The organism is Nonomuraea sp. NPDC005730 (assembly GCF_040630865.1).
Taxonomy (GTDB): Bacteria; Actinomycetota; Actinomycetes; order Streptosporangiales; family Streptosporangiaceae; genus Nonomuraea.
Genome location: NZ_JBEXYK010000033.1, coordinates 53,379 through 72,049, shown reverse-complemented (window position 1 = coordinate 72,049; position 18,671 = coordinate 53,379). Strand labels below are relative to the sequence as shown.

Sequence of the window (18,671 nt, the reverse complement as noted above, 5' to 3'; positions counted from 1 at the left end):
CGCCCAGGCACGCGCCCGCACAGTACGCCCCCACCCCTCCTCCCCGCCGGTCAGCCCGCCATGAGCGTCACTTCTCCCCCACCAGGATCAGCAGCCGACCACGGTCCGCTCGTCGAGGCGGCCGAGGCCGCCGTGCTGCGCGCGCACGTCGATCCCGAGCAGGCCCTCTACGCCGGCCGCACCGTGCTGGCCGCCGCCCGCCGTGCCGAGGCGCCCGCGGCCGAGGCGATCGCGTTGCGCGCCATGGCGCTGGCCGCCCGCGAGCTGGGCGATCTCCTGGCCGCCGAACACTGCCTGCGGCAGGCCATCGCCACCCCGGGCGCCCCGGCCGAGCGCCAGGCCCAGGCGCGGCTGTCGCTGGTCACCGTGCGCACCGAGCGCGGGCACCCGCTCCAGGCCCTGCGCGTGGCCGCCCTGGCCTGGGCCTACCTGTCGCCGCTCGACCGGGCCAAGCTCGACACGCAGCGCGCGGTCGCCCTGGCCCACCTGGGCCGCCACCAGGAGGCCATCGCCGCCTGCGACCGGTCGCTGCGGGCCCTCGTGGCCGCGCCCGGCACGGTCGACGACCGGCGGTTCCTGGCCGGCGGCCTGCTCAACCGCGGCCTGATCCACGCCTACCGCGGCGACTGGGACGCCGCCATGCGCGACATCGCGGCCTGCCTGCAGATCGCCCAGTACGCCGGCCTGCGCCACCTGGCCCGGCTGTCGGCCGCCAACCTGCCGTTCCTCGCCGTGCGGCGGGGCGACATCGCGGGCGCGTTCGAGCACTACCGGGAGGCCGAGGACACCCTGTTCGGCTTCCCCGAGCGGCTGGCCACGATGCGGGCCGACTTCGCCGGCGCGCTGCTGGCGGCGCACCTGCCCGGCGAGGCCAGGGCGATGCTGAGCCTGGCCGTGCCCGATCTGGAGTCCTCCGGCGCGCAGGTGGCGCTGGCCGAGGCGCGGCTGAAGCTGGCCCAGGTCGAGCTGCTCACCGGCGACCCCCACCGGGCGCGGCAGGTGGCCGAGCAGGCGGCGCGCGAGCTGGCCGAGCAGGAGCGGCCGTCGTGGCTGCCGCTGGCCGGCGAGGTCGTCCTGCGCGCCCGGCTGGCGCTCGGGCCGGTCACGTCCGAGCTGGTCGCCGATCTGATCAAGTGCGCCGACGAGCTGGAGGACGTCTCCTCGCACGTGGCCGCCGCCGCGGCGCTGCGGCTGAGCGCGGCCGAGGCGGCGCTCTCCGTCGACGACCATCCGGTGGCCTCGGCCCAGCTGCGCAGGCTCACCCGGCACGCCGAACGCGCCGAGCGCTGGATGCCGGCCGGCACCCGCCTGACCTCGCTGGCCCCCGAGCCGCAGACCACGCAGCTCGCGCCGATCCCGGCGACCGTACGCCAGCACGCCCTGGCTCTGGAGGCGGCGCTGCGGGAGGACGTCACGGGCGCGCTGCGGGCGGTCCGCGACGGGCTGGCCGAGGTGAGCGGGCAGGTGGAGACGTTCGAGGATCCGGCGCTGCGGGCGCACGCGGCCCGGTCCGGGGAGCGGCTGGCCGCCTTCGGGCTGGGCCTGGCGGTGCGCGACGGGTGCGCGGGCGAGGTGTTCGAGTGGGCCGAGCGGTGGCGCGCGGTCGCGGCGCCGGAACACGCGTGCGGCCTGGTGGAGATCGACCGGGTGCGGGCGGCGCTCGACGGCGCGGCGCTGGTGGAGTTCGTGGCCGACGAGGAGACGCTGCTGGTGGTGCTGATCACCGCCGACCGGCTGATCCTGCGGCGGCTGGGCGGCGTGCGGCAGGCGCGTGAGGCGATCATGCGGCTGCGCCACGCCCTGCGTCAGTGGGGTGCGGGCCTCGACGTGGCCGGTCCCGCGCAGGCGCTCACCGAGCTGACCGGCGCCGGCGCGGAGCTGGAGCGGCTGCTGCTGGGGCCGCTCGTGGCCGAGCTGGGTGACCGGCCGCTGGTGGTGGTGCCGGTGGGGCCGTTGCACACCCTGCCCTGGGGTGCGCTGCCGGGGCTGCGCGAGCGTCCCGTGAGCGTGGCGGCGAGCGCGGCGGCGTGGGTGGGCGCGCGGCGGCGGGCCCGCGTGCGGGAGGGAGCGCCGGTGGTGCTGGCGGCGGCCGGGCCCGAGCTGGCCCACGCGGAGGAGGAGGTGGCCCGCGTGCTGGCCTGCCATCCGGGCGCGCGGGCGGTGCCCGGCCGCAGGGACGACGTGCTGGCGGCGCTCGGCGAGGCCGACGTCCTCCATCTGGCCGCGCACGGCGCCTTCCACGCCCGCAGCCCGCTGCTGTCCGGCATCACCCTCGGCGACGGGCAGCTCATGGCCTACGACCTGCTGGGCCTGCACCGCGCGCCGGAGCTGGTCGTGTTGTCGGCGTGCAACTCGGGCATGGCCCGTACGCCGGCGGAGGGGGCGCCGCTGGGGCTGCCGGGCACGTTCCTGGCGCGCGGGAGCTCGTGCGTGGTGGCGGGGATGGTGCCCATCGGGGACGAGGCGGCGATGGCCATGATGGGCACCTTCCACGAGCTGCTGGCCGCCGGGCAGGCGCCGGACGCGGCTCTGGCCTGCGCGTCGGCCAAGACCGGCCTGCTGGGGTTCGTCTGTTTCGGGGCGGGCGACCGGCCGCTCCACCCGGCCGGCTGACCGCGTTCCGGCCTCAGCCGGTGGCCACCGGGCGGGCCGGGTCGGCGACCCAGTTCGACCAGGAGCCGACGTAGAGTGCCGCGGGCACGCCGGCCAGCTCCAGGGCCAGCACCTCGTGGGCGGCGGTGACCCCCGACCCGCAGTAGGCGCCCACCGGGACGCTCTCGCGCACGCCCAGCCCGGCGAAGCGGTCGCGCAGGACGGCGGGGGCGAGGAACCTGCCGCCCTGGTCGACGTTGCCGGTCGTGGGCGCGTTCACCGCGCCGGGCACGTGCCCGGCCACCGGATCGACGGGCTCGACCTCGCCGCGGTACCGTTCGGCGGCGCGGGCGTCGAGCAGCACGCCCTCTGCGGCCACCGCGGCGGCCTCGTCGGCGGTCAGCGTCGGCATGCCGCCGGGCCTGGCGGTGAAGTCGCCCGGCGCGACCTCGGGCTCGTCCTTCGTGACCGGCAGGCCGGCCTCGGCCCAGGCCGCCAGGCCGCCGTCGAGCACGCGTACGGACCGGTGGCCGAAGTAGCGCAGAGCCCACCAGGCGCGGGCGGCGGTCGTGGAGCCGGCGTCGTCGTAGACCACGACCGGACGACCGTCGGACACGCCCAGCGCGCGCATGGCCCGCTGGAACTCGTCGGCGCCGAGCAGTGGGTGGCGGCCGGCGGGGCCGGGGGGCGCGGCGAGGTCGGCGTCGACGTCGCAGAAGACGGCGCCGGCGAGGTGCCCCTCGCGGTAGAGCTCCACGCCGGGCGGGCCGCCGAGCCGCCAGCGCACGTCGAGCACGGACACGTCGGGCAGCGCGGCGAGCTCGGCGGGCGTGATCAGCGCACTCATCGGGTGGATACCTCCAGCAGCGGGACGTTGAGCTCGGCGGCGGTCAGCGAGCCGTGGTAGCCGGTGAACAGCGCCTCGATCGGATGACGGGTGGGGGCGGTGACGGCCAGACCGGCGCGCGGCACGGCCACGACGTCGCCGATGCGGCCCAGCCACGCCTCGCGCACCCGGGGCCCGAACCAGCCGGACTCGACCGCCTCCTGCCTGGACACTACCCAGGCGCGGTCGCCGAGGGTCGCGCGCCACGCCTCCAGGACGTGCCCCGCGGCTCCGGGCTCGGCGTAGACATGCCTGGCCCGGGCCTCGCCGCCGAGCAGCGCCACGCCCTCGGTCAGTGCGGGCACACGCTCGGCGTCGATCTTCTCGGTGGCGTTGACCATGCCGTGGTCGGCGGTGACGTAGAGGGCCGAACCGGGCGGCAGGGACTCGGCCAGCCGCCGGGCCAGGCCGTCGACCACGGCCAGCTCGCTCAGCCACTCCTCGCCACCCCATCCGGCCAGGTGGCCGACGGCGTCGAGCTTGCCGTAGTAGGCGGTGACGTGGGCGCGGGGCGCGGCGCGCAGCACCTCGCCGACGCGGGCGACGATGTCGTCGACGCCGTCGGCGGCCACGTAGCGGACGCCGCGGTAGACGGCCCTGGTCAGGCCGGAGCCCTCGAACTCGGCGGGGGCGACGTAGACGGCGTCGACGCCCTGGGCCGCGGCGCGCTGGTAGACGGTGGTGGCGGGCTGCCACTCCTCGGGGTCCATCGTCCGGCCGCCGGGGAGGGTCCAGCGCAGGCAGTTGAACAGGTGGCCGGTGCCGGGGACGGCCAGCGTCAGGCCGACCATGCCGTGCTCGCCGGGGGTCAGGCCGGTGCCGAGCGAGCACAGGCTGGTGACGGTGGTGGCGGGGAAACCGGCGGTGAGGATGCGGGCGGGCAGGGCGGACAGGAAGGGGGCGGTCTCGGGGTGGGCGCGGAGCAGCTCGGCCCCCAGGCCGTCGACCAGGAGCAGGCAGACGCGCGCCGCGGGGTCGAGGGCCAGCGGGTTGGGCTCGGTCAGGCCGACGGCGGCCAGCAGCGAACCGGGGAGGTCCGCCAGCGACCCGGCGCCGTAGTCCGGCAGCATCCCCACATCCTAGTGGCCGGGGGTGGTCAGGCGGCGGCCCTGACGGTGACCGGGGGTGGCCGGGCGATGTGCCGAACGGCGGGCCGTCGTGGTCAGGCGGCGGCTCGGGCGGTGGCCTCGGACAGGGCCTTGGCGAAGGCCAGCACGTGGGTGACCGCCTCGGGGCCGTCGGCCGCCTCGCTGACCCGCAGCGACAGGTCGTCGGCCGTGATCGCGCCGGTGTAGCCGTGGTCGGCGTCGCAGTTCTCGTCGCCGCAGGTGGCGGGCTCCAGGTCGACGTGGGAGATGGCGCCCCAGCCGATGGTGAGGGTGACCTCCGTGGGCGGGACGCCCGGCACGTAGGAGGCCGGGTCGGGCACCACGCGGGTGACGGCCACCGACTGCACGCGGCTCAGGCGGACCGCCTCGGTGGTCGTGGACGCGTGGGAGGCCGAGACGCCCTCGACCGCCGGGTGTTCGTCGGTGTGGCAGACCAGCAGCCTCGTCGTCGACAGCACCAGGACGGTGACGTGCCTGCGGACCTCCATCGCGGGATCGAAGGTGGCCTCGTGGTGGACCACGAACGCGGTCACGGCCTCCTTGCCCAGCGCGGATTCGACCGCATCGGTGACGAGGTCGGGGTAGTAGCCGCTGCGCTCGATCGCTTCACGCAGGCCCGCGGCTGAGACTCGGGTTTCCCTCATGCCTCCATCCTGCCAGGGCCGCGCAGTGCACTCACCCGCCAGACATAACGCTCTATCAACGTCTTTGTCCAGACATGAATGAGATTGTGGGCGTGGTCAGGAGAGCCTTCTCGGGCCGCCGTCCAGGCGTGGTCCGGCCGGGGTGCGCAGGGTGGCGCGGGCGCCCAGGATCAGCACCTCCGACTCCCCCACCAGCACCTGGTCGAGGTCGAGCCGGGCCACCTGCGGCAGGTCGTTGGCCAGGCGGCCCACGCGTACGAGCAGCTCCTCCAGGGCGGGGACGGCGACGGGCGGGTAGCCGTACTGGCCGAACAGCAGCGGGGCCGCGCGTACGGAGCGCACCAGGGCGGCGGCGTCCTCGCCGGTCAGCGGGGCCAGCCGGAAGCCCTGGTCGAGCAGCAGGCGGGCGGTGACCTCGCCGAGCCCGAACGAGACCACCGGCCCGAACGCGCGGTCCTCGACGACCCCCACGACGGTGGGCACGGCCGGCTGCGGCGCCATGCGCTGCACGGCCAGCTCGACCCGCTCGCCGAGCTGGTCGGCGAACTCGGCGTAAGCGTGGCGCACCATCTCGGGACCGGTGAGCCCCAGGCGTACGGTGCCCGCGCGACGCGAGGCGCCCGGGTCGGCCACCTTGAGCACCACGGGCCAGCCGAGCCGTTCGGCGGCGCCGACGGCCTCCTCCGGCGAGCGGACGACCTCGGCGGGCCAGACGGTCAGCCCGTAGGACGACAGCAGCTCGGTGGCGTCGATCTCGACCGGCGGGCCGGGCTCGGCGAACCCGCCCGGCTCCTCCCCCGCCGGTGCCGGGGCGCCGGACAGCGCGGCCAGCACCAGCTCGCGGGCGCGGGCGGTGTCGAGGCCGTCGAGCTCGGGCGGCGGCACGGCCGGATGCGCCCGCCAGGTGGCGTACCGCACCACGTGGGCCAGGGCCCTGACCGCCTCCTCCGGCGCCGCGTACGACGGGATGGAGCCCCGTGCGGGCGTGCCGCCGGAGCCGCTGGGCACGCGCAGCGACGGATGCATGCCGAGATGCCCGCGGAACGTGGCCAGCACGGGCTTGGCGGCCCCCTGCGAGACGCGCAGCAGCTCGGCCGCCACCTCGTCCGACTCGCCGGGGATCGGCGGCATGTAGATCACGACGGCCGCGTCGACCTCCTCGGCGGCCAGCTCGCCGGCGAGCGCCGCGCCGAACTCGGCCGGCCCGGCCGCGGCGCCCAGGTTGACCGGCGGGCGCGGTTCGAGGCCGGCCGCCAGGCAGGAGTCGGCGGCCAGCAGGCCCAGGGCGTCGGAGTTGGTCACGAGCGCGACCCTGGGCCCGGCGGGCAGCGGCTGGTAGGCCAGCAGCTGGCCCACGTCGAAGAGCTGGATGAGGTCGTCGACCCTGATCAGGCCCGCCTGGGCGAACAGGGAGCTGATCGCGGAGTCGGGCAGCCCGAGCTCCTCGGCCGAGTGGCCGGCCGGGGTGCCGCCGCTCTTGACCACCACGATCGGCTTGTTGCGCGCGATGCGCCTGGCCAGCCGGGTGAACTTGCGCGGGTTTCCCAGCGACTCCAGGTAGAGCAGGATGACCTCGGTCGCGGCGTCCTCCTCCCAGTACTGCAGGAGGTCGTTGCCCGAGACGTCGGCGCGGTTGCCGGCCGAGACGAACGACGAGATGCCCATGCCGCGCTGGGCCACGCGCTGGAGCAGCGCGGTGCCGAGCGCGCCCGACTGGCTGAAGAAGCCCACCCGGCCGCGGCCCGGCACGGTGGCGGCCAGCGTGGCGTTGAGCTTGACGGCCGGGTCGGTGTTGGCGATGCCCAGGCAGTTGGGGCCGACCACGCGCAGGCCGTAGGAGCGGGCGATGCGGGCCAGCTCGTCCTGCCGGGCGCGGCCGGAGACGCCCGTCTCGCCGAACCCGGAGGAGACCACGACCAGCCCGTGGACGCCCTTCTCGGCGCACTCCTTGACCACGTCGAGGACGCCCTCGGCGGGCACGGCCACGACCGCCAGGTCGACCTCGCCGTCGATCTCGGTCACGCTCGGGTAGGCCCGCACGCCCGCGACGGCCCGCACCTGGCGGTGGACGGGGTAGACCGGGCCGGTGAAGTCGGCCGCCAGCAGGTTGCGCAGGACGGTCTGGCCGACGCCGCCGGGCTCGCGCGAGGCGCCGATGACCGCGACCGAGCCGGGGGCCAGCAGGCGCGCGATCGACCGGGACTCGGCCCGGTGCTCGCGCGAGGTGGTCACCTCGGCCGAGGTCTCGGTCGGGGTCAGGTCGAGGGTCATGCGGACGACGCCGTCGGCGAACTGGCTCTGCGCGGTGTAACCGGCCTGGCGCAGGACGCCCATCATCTTCATGTTGGCGGGCAGCACGTCGGCGACGAACCGTTCGATGCCGCGCTCGCGGGCCGTGGCCGCCAGGTGCTCCAGCAGGACGGAGGCCACGCCCCTGCCCTGGTGGGCGTCCTCGACCAGGAAGGCGACCTCGGCCTCGCCCGGCTCGGTGCGGTCGTAGCGGATCACCGCGACCATCTCGGCGCCGATGGTGGCGATGAGGGCCACGCGGTTGTCGTAGTCGACGTTGGTGAAGCGCTCGACGTCGCGGTCGGACAGCCGGGGCCGGGGGCCGAAGAACCGGAAATAGATCGACTCGGCCGACAGACGGGAGTAGAAAGCACGGAGACGGTCGGCGTCGGCGGGCCTGATGGGGCGCACGTGGGCGGTGCCCCCGTCGGCCAGGACGACGTCGGCCTCCCAGTGAGCCGGATACTGTGCCTCCACGCCACGAGCGTAAACCCGCATCCCACATGCCAAGACCGGCGGGCCTCTTGGGCAACGCTTGTGCATCGACTGCTGCCCGGTGTCCGGGGTCAGCCCCACGAACAGCCCGGAAGCTGTTAGTTTTGCCGTGGCCAGGGTCGTTCTGAAGGCAGCAAGGTGGTGGCATCATGACGCGGGTCGTCGTGGTGGGCGATCTCATGACCGACGCGGTCGCCCGCGCCCGTTACGCGCTCGCCCGCGCGAGCGACACGCCCGCGATCGTGACGATGCACGGCGGCGGCTCCGGCGCCAACATCGCCTCGTGGCTCGCCGTAGAGGGCGCGGAGGTGGCCTTCATCGGCCGCCGGGGCGCCGACATCACCGGCCGCAACCGCGACATGGAGCTGATGGGCTACGGCGTCGACGCCCGGCTCGTCATGGATCCCGAGCGGCCCACCGGCACCTGCGTGGTGCTCGTCACGCACAAGGGCGAGCGCACGATGCTCTCCGACCCCGGCGCCAACGCCGCCCTGTCCCCCGAAGACCTGCCGCGCGACCTGTTCACCTCGGGCGCCCACCTGCATCTGTCGGGCTACACGCTGGTCAACGAGGGCTCGCGCGACGCCGGCCTGGCGGCGCTCGACATGGCGCGCCGCACGGGCATGTCGATCTCGGTCGACTGCGCCTCCTCGGCGCCGCTGGAGCGCACGGGCGCCGAGCCGTTCCTCGAATGGACCAACGGCGCGAAGCTGCTGTTCGCCAACATCGACCAGGCCAAGGTGCTGACCGGCCGCGACGACGCCGAGGCCGCCGCCAAGGTGCTCACCGCGTGGTTCCCGCAGGTCGTCATCAAGATGAACGCCGAGGGCGCGCTGTGGTTCAGCAACGGCCGCCCCGACCCGGTCCGGGTGGCCGCCGAGCCGGTCGACAAGATCGTTGACGGCACGGGCGCGGGCGACGCGTTCTCGGCCGGGTTCCTGCCGCCGTGGCTGGCCGGCAAGCCGCCGGCCGAGTCGCTGGCCGCCGGCTGCCGGCTCGCCGCCAAGGCCATCATGCACCTGGGCGCGCGCCCGCCGTTCTGACCCGCTCCCCGGCCGGGCTTCTCCTGCCCCGGCCGGGACGTTCCCCGCCGGTCAGGACGTGGTGGCCAGCGCGAGCGGCAACACCGCTGGCGCGCCCGCGTGCCGGATCAGGGCCGCCGCCAGGGTCATCGTCCAGCCCGTGTCGACGCGGTCGTCGATCAGCAGCACCGGGCCGCCGCACTGGGCGATCGCGACGCCGAGGTCTTTGGGCATCGCCAGCGTGCCCCTGATCGCCTGGACGCGCTTGGCGCTGTTGAACTGCCGGCCGGGCGACCCCGCCCGGTAGCCCAGCTCGCCCAGGTAGGTCAGCCGGCCCACCTGGGCCAGCCGTTCGGCGAAGCCGCGCACGAGCTGCGGGCGCGTCGCCGACGGCACGTTGACCACGGCCACCGGCCGTTCCCGCCAGCCCCACGCCGACAACACCTGGACGACGGCCTTGAACATGTCGTCGGCCATCGGTCCGTCGGCTCCGGCGAGCAGCTCGCGCAGCCGGTTGCCCCAGCCGATGTCGGTCAGCCGGCCGAGCGCGCGGCCCGGCTCGGCGCCGAGCTCGGGCTTGATCCTGCCGGACAGGTCGGCCAGGCCGGTGGGCCACTGCCTGCGCGCCTCGATCTCGACGCCGGGCCTGCTCAGGCGTTCGCGGGCGGTCTCGACGGCCTGGGCGGCGATCTCCGGCGAGCGGTGGTGGCCGGTGCAGTTGTCGCAGCGGCCGCAGGGCGTGGCCGTCTCGTCGTCGAGGTGCCTGCGCAGGTACCGCTCGCGGCACTCGTCGGTGGTCAGGTAGCGCAGCATGGCGTCCTGCTCGGCCTTGCGCTCGGCGGCGATGCGGGCGTAGCGCTCGGTGTCGTAGGCCCAGGGCTCGCCGGTCGACTCCCAGCCGCCCTTGACCCGGCGCACGGCGCCGTCGACGTCGAGGACCTTGAGCATCATCTCCAGGCGGCTGCGGCTCAGGTCGACCGCGGTCTCCAGGGCCTGGGTGGACATCACGCCGCCCTGTTCGAGCGCCTGGAGCGTGGCGCGCACGACGGGCTCGGGCGGGAAGGCCAGTGAGGTGAAGTAGGCCCAGATCTCGCGGTCTTCCGTGCCGGGCAGCAGGATGACCTCGGCCCGCTCGACGCCGCGCCCGGCCCGGCCGACCTGCTGGTAGTAGGCGACGGGCGACTGCGGCGCGCCGACGTGCACGACGAAGCCCAGGTCGGGCTTGTCGAACCCCATGCCGAGCGCGCTCGTGGCGACCAGCGCCTTGATCTTGTTGTTGAGCAGCGCCTCCTCCGCGGCCAGCCGCTCGGCCGGGTCGGTCTGGCCGGAGTAGGCGGCCACCTCGTGGCCCTGCTCGCGCAGGTAGCCGGCGATCTCGTGGGCGGCGGCGACGGTGAGCGTGTAGACGATGCCGGAGCCCGGCAGCTCGCGCAGGGTCTGGGCCAGCCAGGCCAGGCGCTGCTCGGCCGAGGGCAGCTTGACGACGCTCAGGTGGAGGCTCTCGCGCTCCAGCGGGCCGCGCAGCACGAACGTGCCCTCGCCCATCTGCTCGGCGACGTCGCGGGTGACGCGGGCGTTGGCCGTGGCGGTGGTGGCCAGCACCGGGATGCCGGGCGGCAGCTCGTCGAACAGCGTGGCGAGCCGGCGGTAGTCGGGCCGGAAGTCGTGGCCCCAGTCGGAGATGCAGTGGGCCTCGTCGACGACCACGAGCCCGGCGCTATCGGCCAGCTCGGGCAGCACGTTGTCGCGGAAGTCGGGGTTGTTGAGCCGCTCGGGGCTGACCAGCAGCACGTCGACCATGCCCTCGGCGACCTGGCCGTAGATCTCCTCCCACGCCTCGGGGTTGGCGGAGTTGATCGTGACGGCCCTGATGCCGGCGCGCTCGGCGGCGGCGATCTGGTTGCGCATGAGGGCGAGCAGCGGCGAGACGATGACCGTGGGGCCCTCGCCGAGCTCGCGCAGCAGGGCGGTGGCCACGAAGTAGACGGCCGACTTGCCCCAGCCGGTGCGCTGCACGACGAGGACCCTGCGCCGGTCGAGCACGAGCGCCTCGATGGCGGACCACTGGTCGTCGCGCAGCCGGGCGTGGTCGCCGGCCAGGGCTCGCAGCCGCTCCTCGGCCTCTTCGCGCAGCATCGCCGCGTCGGGGGCTTCAATCATGCCCCCCTTATTACCAGCTTCCACCGACGGAACAGGCCCACCGCGCGTCTCCGCCCGGTCGAAGGGCCGGAAGGCGCGGGGCCCGTCGTCCGGAACCGGGAGGCCGGACGGGACGTTGAGCAGTCATCAAGCGCTTTCGCCCCCCAGGAGGGCTGATGACGGGGCTTGTCCACACCCCGGTCGTACCGGCGGCGACGCGTCGCCGGAGGAGCACGAAAGATCACTTCGAGATGATGGCCCGGGTGGTGCTGGCCGTCATGATCCTCACCACGGCGGGCTGCGCCGGGACCGACGTGAAGGCGTCCTACCACCCCGCCTTCCTGCCGGTGAAGCTGGAGTGGGGAAGCGACGGCGTCGTGCGGCTCTCGGGGGAGACCTCGCTGGTCACGCCGGTCGGCGTCTTCTCGATCGGCGCCGAGTACAACCTGCCCGAGGCCGACGACGACGCCTTCTACGTGGTCGTCCGCGACGCCCGCAAGAGCCCGGACAAGCCGGACGTGGCGGGCTTCGACCACATCTACAAGGTCAACAGCGGTTCCGGCGAGTTCATGGCCGTGGTGAACGGCACGGCCGTGATCCAGGTCGTCCGCCGGCAGGTGCTCATCGACGTGACGAACGGCACCGTGCAGACCATCGAGTTCAAGAACGCCGAGGCCGCCGTCAAGGAGCGGTCGGCGGGCGTCGGGGAGCGCTGGCAGGAGTACTGGGACACCTCCTTCTACTCCCCCATGGCGCTGTCGAGGTGGGCCTACGACGACTCCACGATGTCGAGCTGGTTCGGCCTGGGCTTCCTGTGGTTCCTGGTGCGCCTCGCGCTGGCGATCGTGCTGGGGGTGGTGGACGTGCTCCTCGTGGTCGGGTGCACGCTCGCCGCCGTGGCGTACGTGCTGTTCGGCCCGACCGGACGCAACATCGTCTACGGCGTGGAGGTGCTGCTGTTCCTGTTCTTCGCCCTGTCGAGCTGGGCCTGGCTCAAGCTGTGAGGCGCTCCTTGTCCGCGTGCTCGGGGAAGGCGTTGATCGTGACGCGGTGCATGCGGCGGCGTTCGGTGTAGTCGGCGACCGCGTAGTGCTGGGTGGGGCGGTTGTCCCAGAAGGCCAGCGTGCCGGGACGCCAGTTCAGCCTGCACTGGTACTCGGGCGAGCGGATGTGGTCGATGAGCAGCGGCAGCAGGGCCTCGTTCTCGCGGTCGCTCAGCCCCACCAGGCGGGTGGTGGAGGCGCGGTTGACGAACAGGGCCTTGCGCCCGGTCTCGGCGTGCACGCGGACCACCGGGCGCTCTATCGGCGGCCATTTGGCCTGGATCTCGGCCAGGTCGAACGGGTGCCCCTTGGAGATCGCCTTCTTCATCGACATCGTGATGTCGTGCACGGCGGTCAGCTCGTCGCACAGCCGCTGGATCGACGGCGACAGCGTCTCGTAGGCCAGGTAGGTGTTGGCCCAGCAGGTGTCGCCGCCCACGCTCGGCAGTTGCATGCAGCGCAGCAGCGAGCCCATCGGCGGCGTGGGCTCGAAGGTGTTGTCGCTGTGCCATTCGTCCCCGCCCTCGCCTTTCGGGGAGGTCTGGTCGAGGATGTGGATCGGGCTGCCGGAGTCCTTCTTGAACGCCGGATGGTTGAGCGTGCCGAAGTTGAGGGCGAACTGCAGGTGCTGCTCGTCGTCGATGTGCTGGTCGCGGAAGAACAGCACCAGGTGCCTCAGCCATCCCTCGCGCAGGGTCGCGACGTCCTCCGGGGAGAGGGGTTTGCGCAGATCGACCCCGGTGACCTCGGCGCCGATGTGCTTGGTCACGGGATGGAACTCGATCATGGCGGAGCCTCCGGAGGCGGGGGGACGGGGTCCTCGCCTCCGACGTTAAGACCCAAGCAATTGCTTGGTCAAGACCAGGGCGGCGCGCCGACGAGTCGCGGGCACCCGAGTCTCTTCGGCACAATGTTCGACATGGCCCGACGTACGACTGCACCCCCGCCTGAGGACTTCGAGGAGCGGATCGTCGACATCGACGTCTCCTCGGAGATGCGAAAGAGCTATCTCGAGTACGCGTACTCGGTGATCTACCAGCGGGCTCTGCCCGACGCTCGCGACGGCCTCAAACCGGTGCAGCGGCGCATCCTCTACTCCATGAGCGAGATGGGCCTGCGTCCCGACCGCGGCCACGTCAAGTCCTCGCGCGTCGTCGGCGACGTCATGGGCAAGCTCCACCCCCATGGCGACAGCGCCATCTACGACGCCCTCGTGCGCCTGGCGCAGCCGTTCTCGATGCGCCTGCCGCTGGTCGACGGCCACGGCAACTTCGGCTCCCCCGACGACCTGCCGGCCGCCATGCGGTACACCGAGGCCAGGCTGGCCCCGGCGGCGATGCTCATGGTGGAGTCGCTCGACGAGGACACCGTCAACTTCAAGCCCAACTACGACGGCCAGGAGACCGAGCCCACGGTCATGCCGTCGGCGTTCCCCAACCTGCTGGTCAACGGCACCACCGGCATCGCGGTCGGCATGGCGACCAACATGGCGCCGCACAACCTCGCCGAGGTCGTGGCCGCCGCCCGCCACCTGATCAAGAAGCCCGACGCCACGCTCGACGAGCTGATGAAGTTCGTGCCCGGCCCCGACCTGCCGACCGGCGGCTCGATCATCGGGCTGCAGGGCGTGCGCGACGCCTACGAGACCGGGCGCGGCACGTTCCGCATGCGGGCCAGGTGCGCGGTCGAGCAGATCACGCCGCGGCGCAAGGGCATCATCGTCACCGAGCTGCCCTACAACGTCGGCCCCGAGCGCGTGGTCACCAAGATCAAGGAGCTGGTGACCAGCAAGAAGCTCCAGGGCATCGCCGACCTGAAGGACCTCACCGACCGGCACAAGGGCCTGCGCCTGGTCATCGAGATCAAGAACGGCTTCATCCCCGAGGCCGTCCTGGAGGAGCTCTACCGGCTCACGCCGATGGAGGAGACCTTCGGCATCAACAACGTCGCCCTGGTCGACGGCGAGCCGCGCACGCTCGGCCTGCGCGAGCTGCTGCAGGTCTACGTCGACCACCGGCTGGAGGTCGTGCGGCGCAGGTCCGAGTACCGCCGGCGCAAGCGCGAGGAGCGCCTGCACCTGGTCGACGGCCTGATCATCGCGCTGCTCAACATCGACGAGGTCATCCAGGTCATCCGTTCCTCCGACGACTCGGCGCAGGCCCGCGCCCGGTTGATGGAGGTCTTCGACCTGACCGAGATCCAGGCCGCCTACATCCTCGACACGCCGCTACGCCGGCTGACCCGGTTCGACAAGCTGGAGCTCGACCAGGAGAAGGAGACGCTGAGCGAGGAGATCGCGGCGCTCACCGAGATCCTGTCCTCGGAGGCGAAGCTGCGGCAGGTGGTCTCGGGCGAGCTGGCCGAGGTGGCCAAGAAGTACGCCACGCCGCGCCGTACCGTGCTGCTGGAGGCGCCGGGCGTGGCCCGCACGCCGGTGGCCTCGCTCCAGGTGGCCGACGACCCGTGCTGGGCGCTGCTGTCCTCCACGGGGCTGCTGGCCCGCACCTCCGACGCGGCTCCGCTGGCGGGTGAGGGCGATCGGTCGGCGCACGACGTGCTGGTGTCGGTGGCGCGCACGTCCGTACGCGGCGAGGTGGGCGTGGTGACGTCGCTCGGGCGGTTGATCCGGGTGCAGGTGGTCGACCTGCCGACGCTGCCGCCCTCGGCCAACCCGCCGACGTTGTCGGGCGGCCATCCGGTCTCCGAGTTCGTCTCGCTGCAGCCCGACGAGAAGGTCGTGGGCCTCGGCTCGCTCGACCCCGACAGCCCCGGGCTGGCGCTCGGCACGGCCCAGGGCGTGGTCAAGCGGGTGGTGCCCGACTACCCGGCCAACCGCGACGACTTCGAAGTGATCACCCTCAAGGACGGCGACACCGTGGTGGGCGCCGCCGAACTCGACTCCGAGGACCACGACCTGGTCTTCATCTCCTCCGACGCCCAGCTCCTGCGTTACCCGGCCTCGCTGGTGCGTCCCCAGGGGCGTCCGGCCGGCGGCATGGCCGGCATCCGGCTCGACGACGGCGCCCGGGCGATCTGGTTCGGCGTGGTCGACCCCTCGCGCCCGGCGCAGGTGGTCACCGTGGCCGGGTCCTCGACGGCGCTGCCGGGCACGCAGGTCGGGGGCGGCAAGGTCTCCGACTACGCCGAGTTCCCGCCCAAGGGCCGGGCCACCGGCGGCGTGCGCGCCCAGCGATTCCTGAAGGGCGAGGACGAGCTGCTGCTCGCCTGGGCCGGCCCCGCGCCCGCCAAGGCCGTGTCGGCGGTGGGCAAGCCGGTGCCGCTGCCGGAGGAGATCGGCCGCCGCGACGGGTCGGGCGTGCGGCTGACGCACACCATCGGCGCCGTCGGCGGCGCCCTGGCCGCGGGGCCGGAGGCCGACGCGCCGCCGCCGCCGGCGGCCGAGGAGGAGTGATCCCTGGCCGGCGGAGGGCGGCTCCGGCCCCCTCCGCCGGCTCCGGGCGACCTGAACGGCGTGAGGCCCGTGCGGGGACGGGCGTCCGGTCAGTCGCGGCAGAGGCAGAACGTGTGGCCGGCGGGGTCGAGGAAGACCCGGAAGCTGTCGTCCTCGCTCGGCTGCCGGTCGTGCTTGGTCGCGCCGATCTCCAGCACCTGCCGCTCGGCCTTGTCCATGTCGGTGACGGTGACGTCGATGTGGAGCTGCTGCGGCCGATCGCCCTCCGGCCAGGTCGGCGGCCGGTGGCCGGGCACGCGCTGGAAGGCCAGGCGCTTGGGCGAGCCGCCGTCCTCGACGACCACCCACTCCTCGTCCTCGTCCGTGACGGGCCAGCCGAGCAGGCGCGAGTAGAACTCGGCGAGCGCCCGCGGCTCCGGGCAGTCGAGGACCGTCGTACGGAACTCCGCGATGCCGGCCATCATTCACCTCCTGGACTTGTTTCGCCGGCATCCCGGCCGACGAGAATGAAGGTCATGGCTGCCAATTCGTTCATGGTCCCCCTGGGCACCCCCGCGCCCGCCTTCGACCTCACCGCCATCGACGGCGGCAGCGTCTCGCTCGCGGACCTCAAGGGCTCCCCCGCCACGCTCGTGGTCTTCCTGTCCAACCACTGCCCCTACGTACGGCACCTCGAGACGGGCCTCGGCACGCTGGCCGCGGGCTACGGCTCCAGGCTGTCGGTCGTGGGCATCTGCAGCAACGACAGCGTGAACTACCCCGACGATGATCCCACACACCTGGCCGAACAGGCCCGGCGCGCGGGGTTCCCGTTCCCGTACCTGCTGGACGACACCCAGGACGTCGCCAAGGCCTACCGCGCGGCCTGCACGCCCGACTTCTTCCTCTACGACGGCGATCTGCGGCTCGTCTACCGGGGGGAGTTCGACGGGTCGCGCCCCGGCAACTCGGTGCCGGTGACCGGCTCCTCGCTCCGGGCGGCGGTCGACGCGCTGCTCGCGGGCGATCCCGTCCCGGCCGACCAGCGCGCCTCGATCGGCTGCGGCATCAAGTGGCGGCCGGGGAACGAGCCCGCGGCCTGACCGCCGTCAGGCGGAGGTGGCGGCCTCGATGGCGGCGGGCAGGGCGAGCAGGAGTTCGTGGGGCTCGCCGCCGGTCCACGACCGGATCAGCCGGACGCCGGCCTCCCCCGGGTCGAACTCCTCGCAGCCGAGCGGCCCGTAGCAGCCCGCCTGGTCGAGCATGAGGATGATCGGGTCGTCCTCGGGCAGGCCGGCGGCGTACGCGGCGGTGTCGAGCAGGGCCAGCGCGCATCTGGCGTTGCGCCCGTCGTCGTTGGACTCCACACGGTCGAGGCGGCGCCGGGCCTGAGCGCGGAGATACGCGGCGAGCGATTCGGACCTACTCACGACTGACCTTCTTCGACGACGTACAGATGGTGACGACATCATCACCCAAGGTGAGGGAATTTCGTGGGACCTTCGGGAACTCGCGCCAGTCGCCACCCCGGAAAGCATCATCTTTGGGACGTAAGGGAAGATCTGAGGCATGACTGCGTTCGACGACCTGTATGCCGCCAACGCGAAGTACGCCAAGGACTTCGGCGACTCCGGACTCACCGGCCGGGCAGCCCGCGGGCTTGCCGTGGTGACCTGCATGGACTCCCGCATCGACCCGCTGGGCCTGCTGGGCCTCCAGCCGGGCGACGCCAAGATCCTGCGCAACGCCGGCGCGCGGGTCACCGACGACGTGCTGCGCACGCTGGTCCTCGCCGTGTACCTGCTCGGCGTCGAACGCGTCCTGGTCATGCCGCACACCGACTGCGGGATGACCAAGGTGACGGACGCCGACGTGCACGAGCTGACCTGCGCCCGCGGCGTGGACACCCGCAGCCTGGAGTTCCACACCGTCCCCGACCAGGGCGAGGCGCTGCGCCACGACCTCACGCGCATCCGCTCGACCCCGTTCCTGCCCGCCGACATGCCGGTGACGGGCGCGATCTACGACGTGCGCACGGGCCTGCTCACACCGGTCGGCGACTGACCTCGCCGCGCTCGCGCTGGAAGGTGGCGTACAACCACCACAACGACGGGACCAGCAGGACCGCGCCGACGGCCAGCGAGCCCAGGCTGGCCCCCAGCACCGCGTCGGTGGCCGCGGCCTGGTCGAGGGTGAGGCCGGGGAGCAGCACGGGGTACTGCCCCACGCCCCAGCCCCACAGCAGCCCGGTCACGGCCAGCGCGGCGCTGAGGCGTACCGCCAGATAGGCCCGCCGCCACAGCAGCACCAGCGAGGCCAGCCCGGCCAGCACCGACAGCGCCAGCAGCGGCAGGGCGCGGCCGGTGGTCAGCTCGGCGAACAGGGCGGGCGCGTCGGCGCGCAGCACGAGCAGGCTCACCGCCGCCAGCACGCCGACCACCGCGCCGCAGCCCAGCGCCCGCCGCCGGAACTCCTCGGCCAGGTCCTCCTGGCCGCCGCGCCGGGCGTCGCGGGTCAGGTAGACGGCGGCCAGGTACGCGGCCGTGCCGACGCCCAGCGCGCCGACCGCCATCGACGTGGGGTTGACCCAGCTTCCGACCAGGTCGCCCTTGGCGATGCCGGGCGGCACCCGGCCGGAGGCGATGCCGCCCGCCGCCGCGCCGAGGAAGAACGGGGTCACCACCGAGGAGAAGGCGAAGGTGGCGCCGAACAGCCGCCGCTGCCAGAGCCGCGCGGAGACCTTGCGGAACGCGAACGCCGCGCCGCGCCCGATCACGCCCAGCGCCACCAGCGTGAGCGGGATGTAGAGGGTGGAGGCCACCGAGGCGAACACCGACGGCACGCCGGTCCAGGCCAGCACGATCACGAAGATCAACCACACGTGGTTGGCCTCCCAGACCGGGCCGATGGAGTGCTCCACCAGGTCCCGCCGCCGCCGGCCGCGCTCGGCCCCGCCCGCCAGCAGGTCCCAGACGCCGCCGCCGAAGTCGGCGCCCCCGAACAGGACGTACGCCGTCAGCCCGATCCACAGGACGGCCAGCATGATCTGCGGCAGCGGCAT

At 73.6% G+C, this 18,671-nt stretch carries 15 protein-coding genes; 6 read left to right on the top strand and 9 right to left on the bottom strand.

Annotation, left to right across the window (positions count from 1 at the left end; all coding sequences use genetic code 11):
• Nucleotides 1-60: 60 nt before the first annotated feature.
• Nucleotides 61-2,613 (top strand): CHAT domain-containing tetratricopeptide repeat protein, encoded by a 2,553-nt coding sequence (locus ABZ444_RS30680; protein ID WP_358004213.1) that lies wholly within the window; start codon nt 61-63, stop codon nt 2,611-2,613.
• Between the two features lie 13 nt (nt 2,614-2,626).
• Here the strand turns inward: ABZ444_RS30680 and ABZ444_RS30675 are convergent, their stop codons facing one another.
• The 4 genes from ABZ444_RS30675 to ABZ444_RS30660 all read right to left on the bottom strand — a co-directional run bounded on the left by ABZ444_RS30675 (nt 2,627) and on the right by ABZ444_RS30660 (nt 7,997).
• Nucleotides 2,627-3,439, bottom strand: a complete 813-nt coding sequence (locus ABZ444_RS30675) for a sulfurtransferase (protein WP_358004210.1) — start codon at nt 3,437-3,439, stop codon at nt 2,627-2,629.
• Complete coding sequence (locus ABZ444_RS30670; RefSeq protein WP_358004207.1) at nt 3,436-4,548, bottom strand: nucleotide pyrophosphatase/phosphodiesterase family protein; 1,113 nt, start codon at nt 4,546-4,548, stop codon at nt 3,436-3,438. The genes ABZ444_RS30675 and ABZ444_RS30670 overlap by 4 nt, the downstream gene beginning before the upstream one ends.
• Nucleotides 4,549-4,640: 92 nt before the next feature.
• A complete protein-coding gene (locus tag ABZ444_RS30665) occupies nt 4,641-5,231 on the bottom strand; it encodes a DUF5998 family protein (RefSeq protein WP_352323634.1) in 591 nt (196 codons plus the stop codon).
• 96 nt (nt 5,232-5,327) lie between these two features.
• Nucleotides 5,328-7,997: a GNAT family N-acetyltransferase gene (locus tag ABZ444_RS30660; protein WP_358004204.1), complete on the bottom strand. Its 2,670-nt coding sequence runs from the start codon at nt 7,995-7,997 to the stop codon at nt 5,328-5,330.
• Nucleotides 7,998-8,164: 167 nt separating this feature from the next.
• Between ABZ444_RS30660 and ABZ444_RS30655 the strand changes: the two genes are divergently transcribed.
• On the top strand, nt 8,165-9,058 hold the full coding sequence (locus ABZ444_RS30655) for a sugar kinase (RefSeq protein ID WP_357965626.1): 894 nt from the start codon (nt 8,165-8,167) through the stop codon (nt 9,056-9,058).
• 51 nt (nt 9,059-9,109) lie between these two features.
• Here the strand turns inward: ABZ444_RS30655 and ABZ444_RS30650 are convergent, their stop codons facing one another.
• Nucleotides 9,110-11,197: a RecQ family ATP-dependent DNA helicase gene (locus ABZ444_RS30650; protein ID WP_358004202.1), complete on the bottom strand. Its 2,088-nt coding sequence runs from the start codon at nt 11,195-11,197 to the stop codon at nt 9,110-9,112.
• Nucleotides 11,198-11,352: 155 nt separating this feature from the next.
• On the opposite strand from ABZ444_RS30650, the gene ABZ444_RS30645 reads away from it, so the two are divergent.
• Nucleotides 11,353-12,180 carry a hypothetical protein gene (locus tag ABZ444_RS30645; protein WP_358004199.1) on the top strand — a complete coding sequence of 276 codons (828 nt, stop codon included), beginning with the start codon at nt 11,353-11,355 and terminating at the stop codon, nt 12,178-12,180.
• Here ABZ444_RS30645 and ABZ444_RS30640 read toward each other — a convergent pair.
• A complete protein-coding gene (locus ABZ444_RS30640) occupies nt 12,170-13,006 on the bottom strand; it encodes a TauD/TfdA family dioxygenase (RefSeq protein ID WP_358004195.1) in 837 nt (278 codons plus the stop codon). The genes ABZ444_RS30645 and ABZ444_RS30640 overlap by 11 nt on opposite strands.
• 123 nt (nt 13,007-13,129) lie before the next feature.
• On the opposite strand from ABZ444_RS30640, the gene ABZ444_RS30635 reads away from it, so the two are divergent.
• On the top strand, nt 13,130-15,631 hold the full coding sequence (locus ABZ444_RS30635; protein ID WP_358004192.1) for a DNA topoisomerase IV subunit A: 2,502 nt from the start codon (nt 13,130-13,132) through the stop codon (nt 15,629-15,631).
• 89 nt (nt 15,632-15,720) lie between these two features.
• Here the strand turns inward: ABZ444_RS30635 and ABZ444_RS30630 are convergent, their stop codons facing one another.
• On the bottom strand, nt 15,721-16,095 hold the full coding sequence (locus ABZ444_RS30630) for a VOC family protein (protein ID WP_358004189.1): 375 nt from the start codon (nt 16,093-16,095) through the stop codon (nt 15,721-15,723).
• 51 nt (nt 16,096-16,146) lie between these two features.
• Between ABZ444_RS30630 and ABZ444_RS30625 the strand changes: the two genes are divergently transcribed.
• Nucleotides 16,147-16,713 (top strand): thioredoxin family protein, encoded by a 567-nt coding sequence (locus ABZ444_RS30625; RefSeq protein ID WP_358004186.1) that lies wholly within the window; start codon nt 16,147-16,149, stop codon nt 16,711-16,713.
• A gap of 6 nt (nt 16,714-16,719) precedes the next feature.
• On the opposite strand, the gene ABZ444_RS30620 is transcribed toward ABZ444_RS30625, so the two are convergent.
• On the bottom strand, nt 16,720-17,040 hold the full coding sequence (locus ABZ444_RS30620) for a hypothetical protein (RefSeq protein WP_357965643.1): 321 nt from the start codon (nt 17,038-17,040) through the stop codon (nt 16,720-16,722).
• 139 nt (nt 17,041-17,179) lie between these two features.
• Here ABZ444_RS30620 and ABZ444_RS30615 point away from each other — a divergent pair, with 139 nt between their 5' ends.
• A complete protein-coding gene (locus ABZ444_RS30615; RefSeq protein ID WP_358004184.1) occupies nt 17,180-17,674 on the top strand; it encodes a carbonic anhydrase in 495 nt (164 codons plus the stop codon).
• Here the strand turns inward: ABZ444_RS30615 and ABZ444_RS30610 are convergent.
• On the bottom strand, nt 17,655-18,671 hold the full coding sequence (locus tag ABZ444_RS30610; protein WP_358004181.1) for a cytochrome d ubiquinol oxidase subunit II: 1,017 nt from the start codon (nt 18,669-18,671) through the stop codon (nt 17,655-17,657). The two genes, ABZ444_RS30615 and ABZ444_RS30610, sit on opposite strands and share 20 nt — an antisense overlap.

What these genes read in the sequence shown, in the direction of transcription:
- ABZ444_RS30650 (WP_358004202.1), bottom strand. Translation starts at nt 11,197, where the DNA reads ATGATTGAAGCCCCCGACGCGGCGATGCTGCGCGAAGAGGCCGAGGAG.
- ABZ444_RS30670 (WP_358004207.1), bottom strand. Translation starts at nt 4,548, where the DNA reads ATGCTGCCGGACTACGGCGCCGGGTCGCTGGCGGACCTCCCCGGTTCG.
- ABZ444_RS30615 (WP_358004184.1), top strand. Translation starts at nt 17,180, where the DNA reads ATGACTGCGTTCGACGACCTGTATGCCGCCAACGCGAAGTACGCCAAG.
- ABZ444_RS30610 (WP_358004181.1), bottom strand. Translation starts at nt 18,671, where the DNA reads ATGCCGCTGCCGCAGATCATGCTGGCCGTCCTGTGGATCGGGCTGACG.
- ABZ444_RS30680 (WP_358004213.1), top strand. Translation starts at nt 61, where the DNA reads ATGAGCGTCACTTCTCCCCCACCAGGATCAGCAGCCGACCACGGTCCG.
- ABZ444_RS30675 (WP_358004210.1), bottom strand. Translation starts at nt 3,439, where the DNA reads ATGAGTGCGCTGATCACGCCCGCCGAGCTCGCCGCGCTGCCCGACGTG.
- ABZ444_RS30655 (WP_357965626.1), top strand. Translation starts at nt 8,165, where the DNA reads ATGACGCGGGTCGTCGTGGTGGGCGATCTCATGACCGACGCGGTCGCC.
- ABZ444_RS30635 (WP_358004192.1), top strand. Translation starts at nt 13,130, where the DNA reads ATGTTCGACATGGCCCGACGTACGACTGCACCCCCGCCTGAGGACTTC.
- ABZ444_RS30665 (WP_352323634.1), bottom strand. Translation starts at nt 5,231, where the DNA reads ATGAGGGAAACCCGAGTCTCAGCCGCGGGCCTGCGTGAAGCGATCGAG.
- ABZ444_RS30630 (WP_358004189.1), bottom strand. Translation starts at nt 16,095, where the DNA reads ATGATGGCCGGCATCGCGGAGTTCCGTACGACGGTCCTCGACTGCCCG.
- ABZ444_RS30645 (WP_358004199.1), top strand. Translation starts at nt 11,353, where the DNA reads ATGACGGGGCTTGTCCACACCCCGGTCGTACCGGCGGCGACGCGTCGC.
- ABZ444_RS30625 (WP_358004186.1), top strand. Translation starts at nt 16,147, where the DNA reads ATGGCTGCCAATTCGTTCATGGTCCCCCTGGGCACCCCCGCGCCCGCC.
- ABZ444_RS30640 (WP_358004195.1), bottom strand. Translation starts at nt 13,006, where the DNA reads ATGATCGAGTTCCATCCCGTGACCAAGCACATCGGCGCCGAGGTCACC.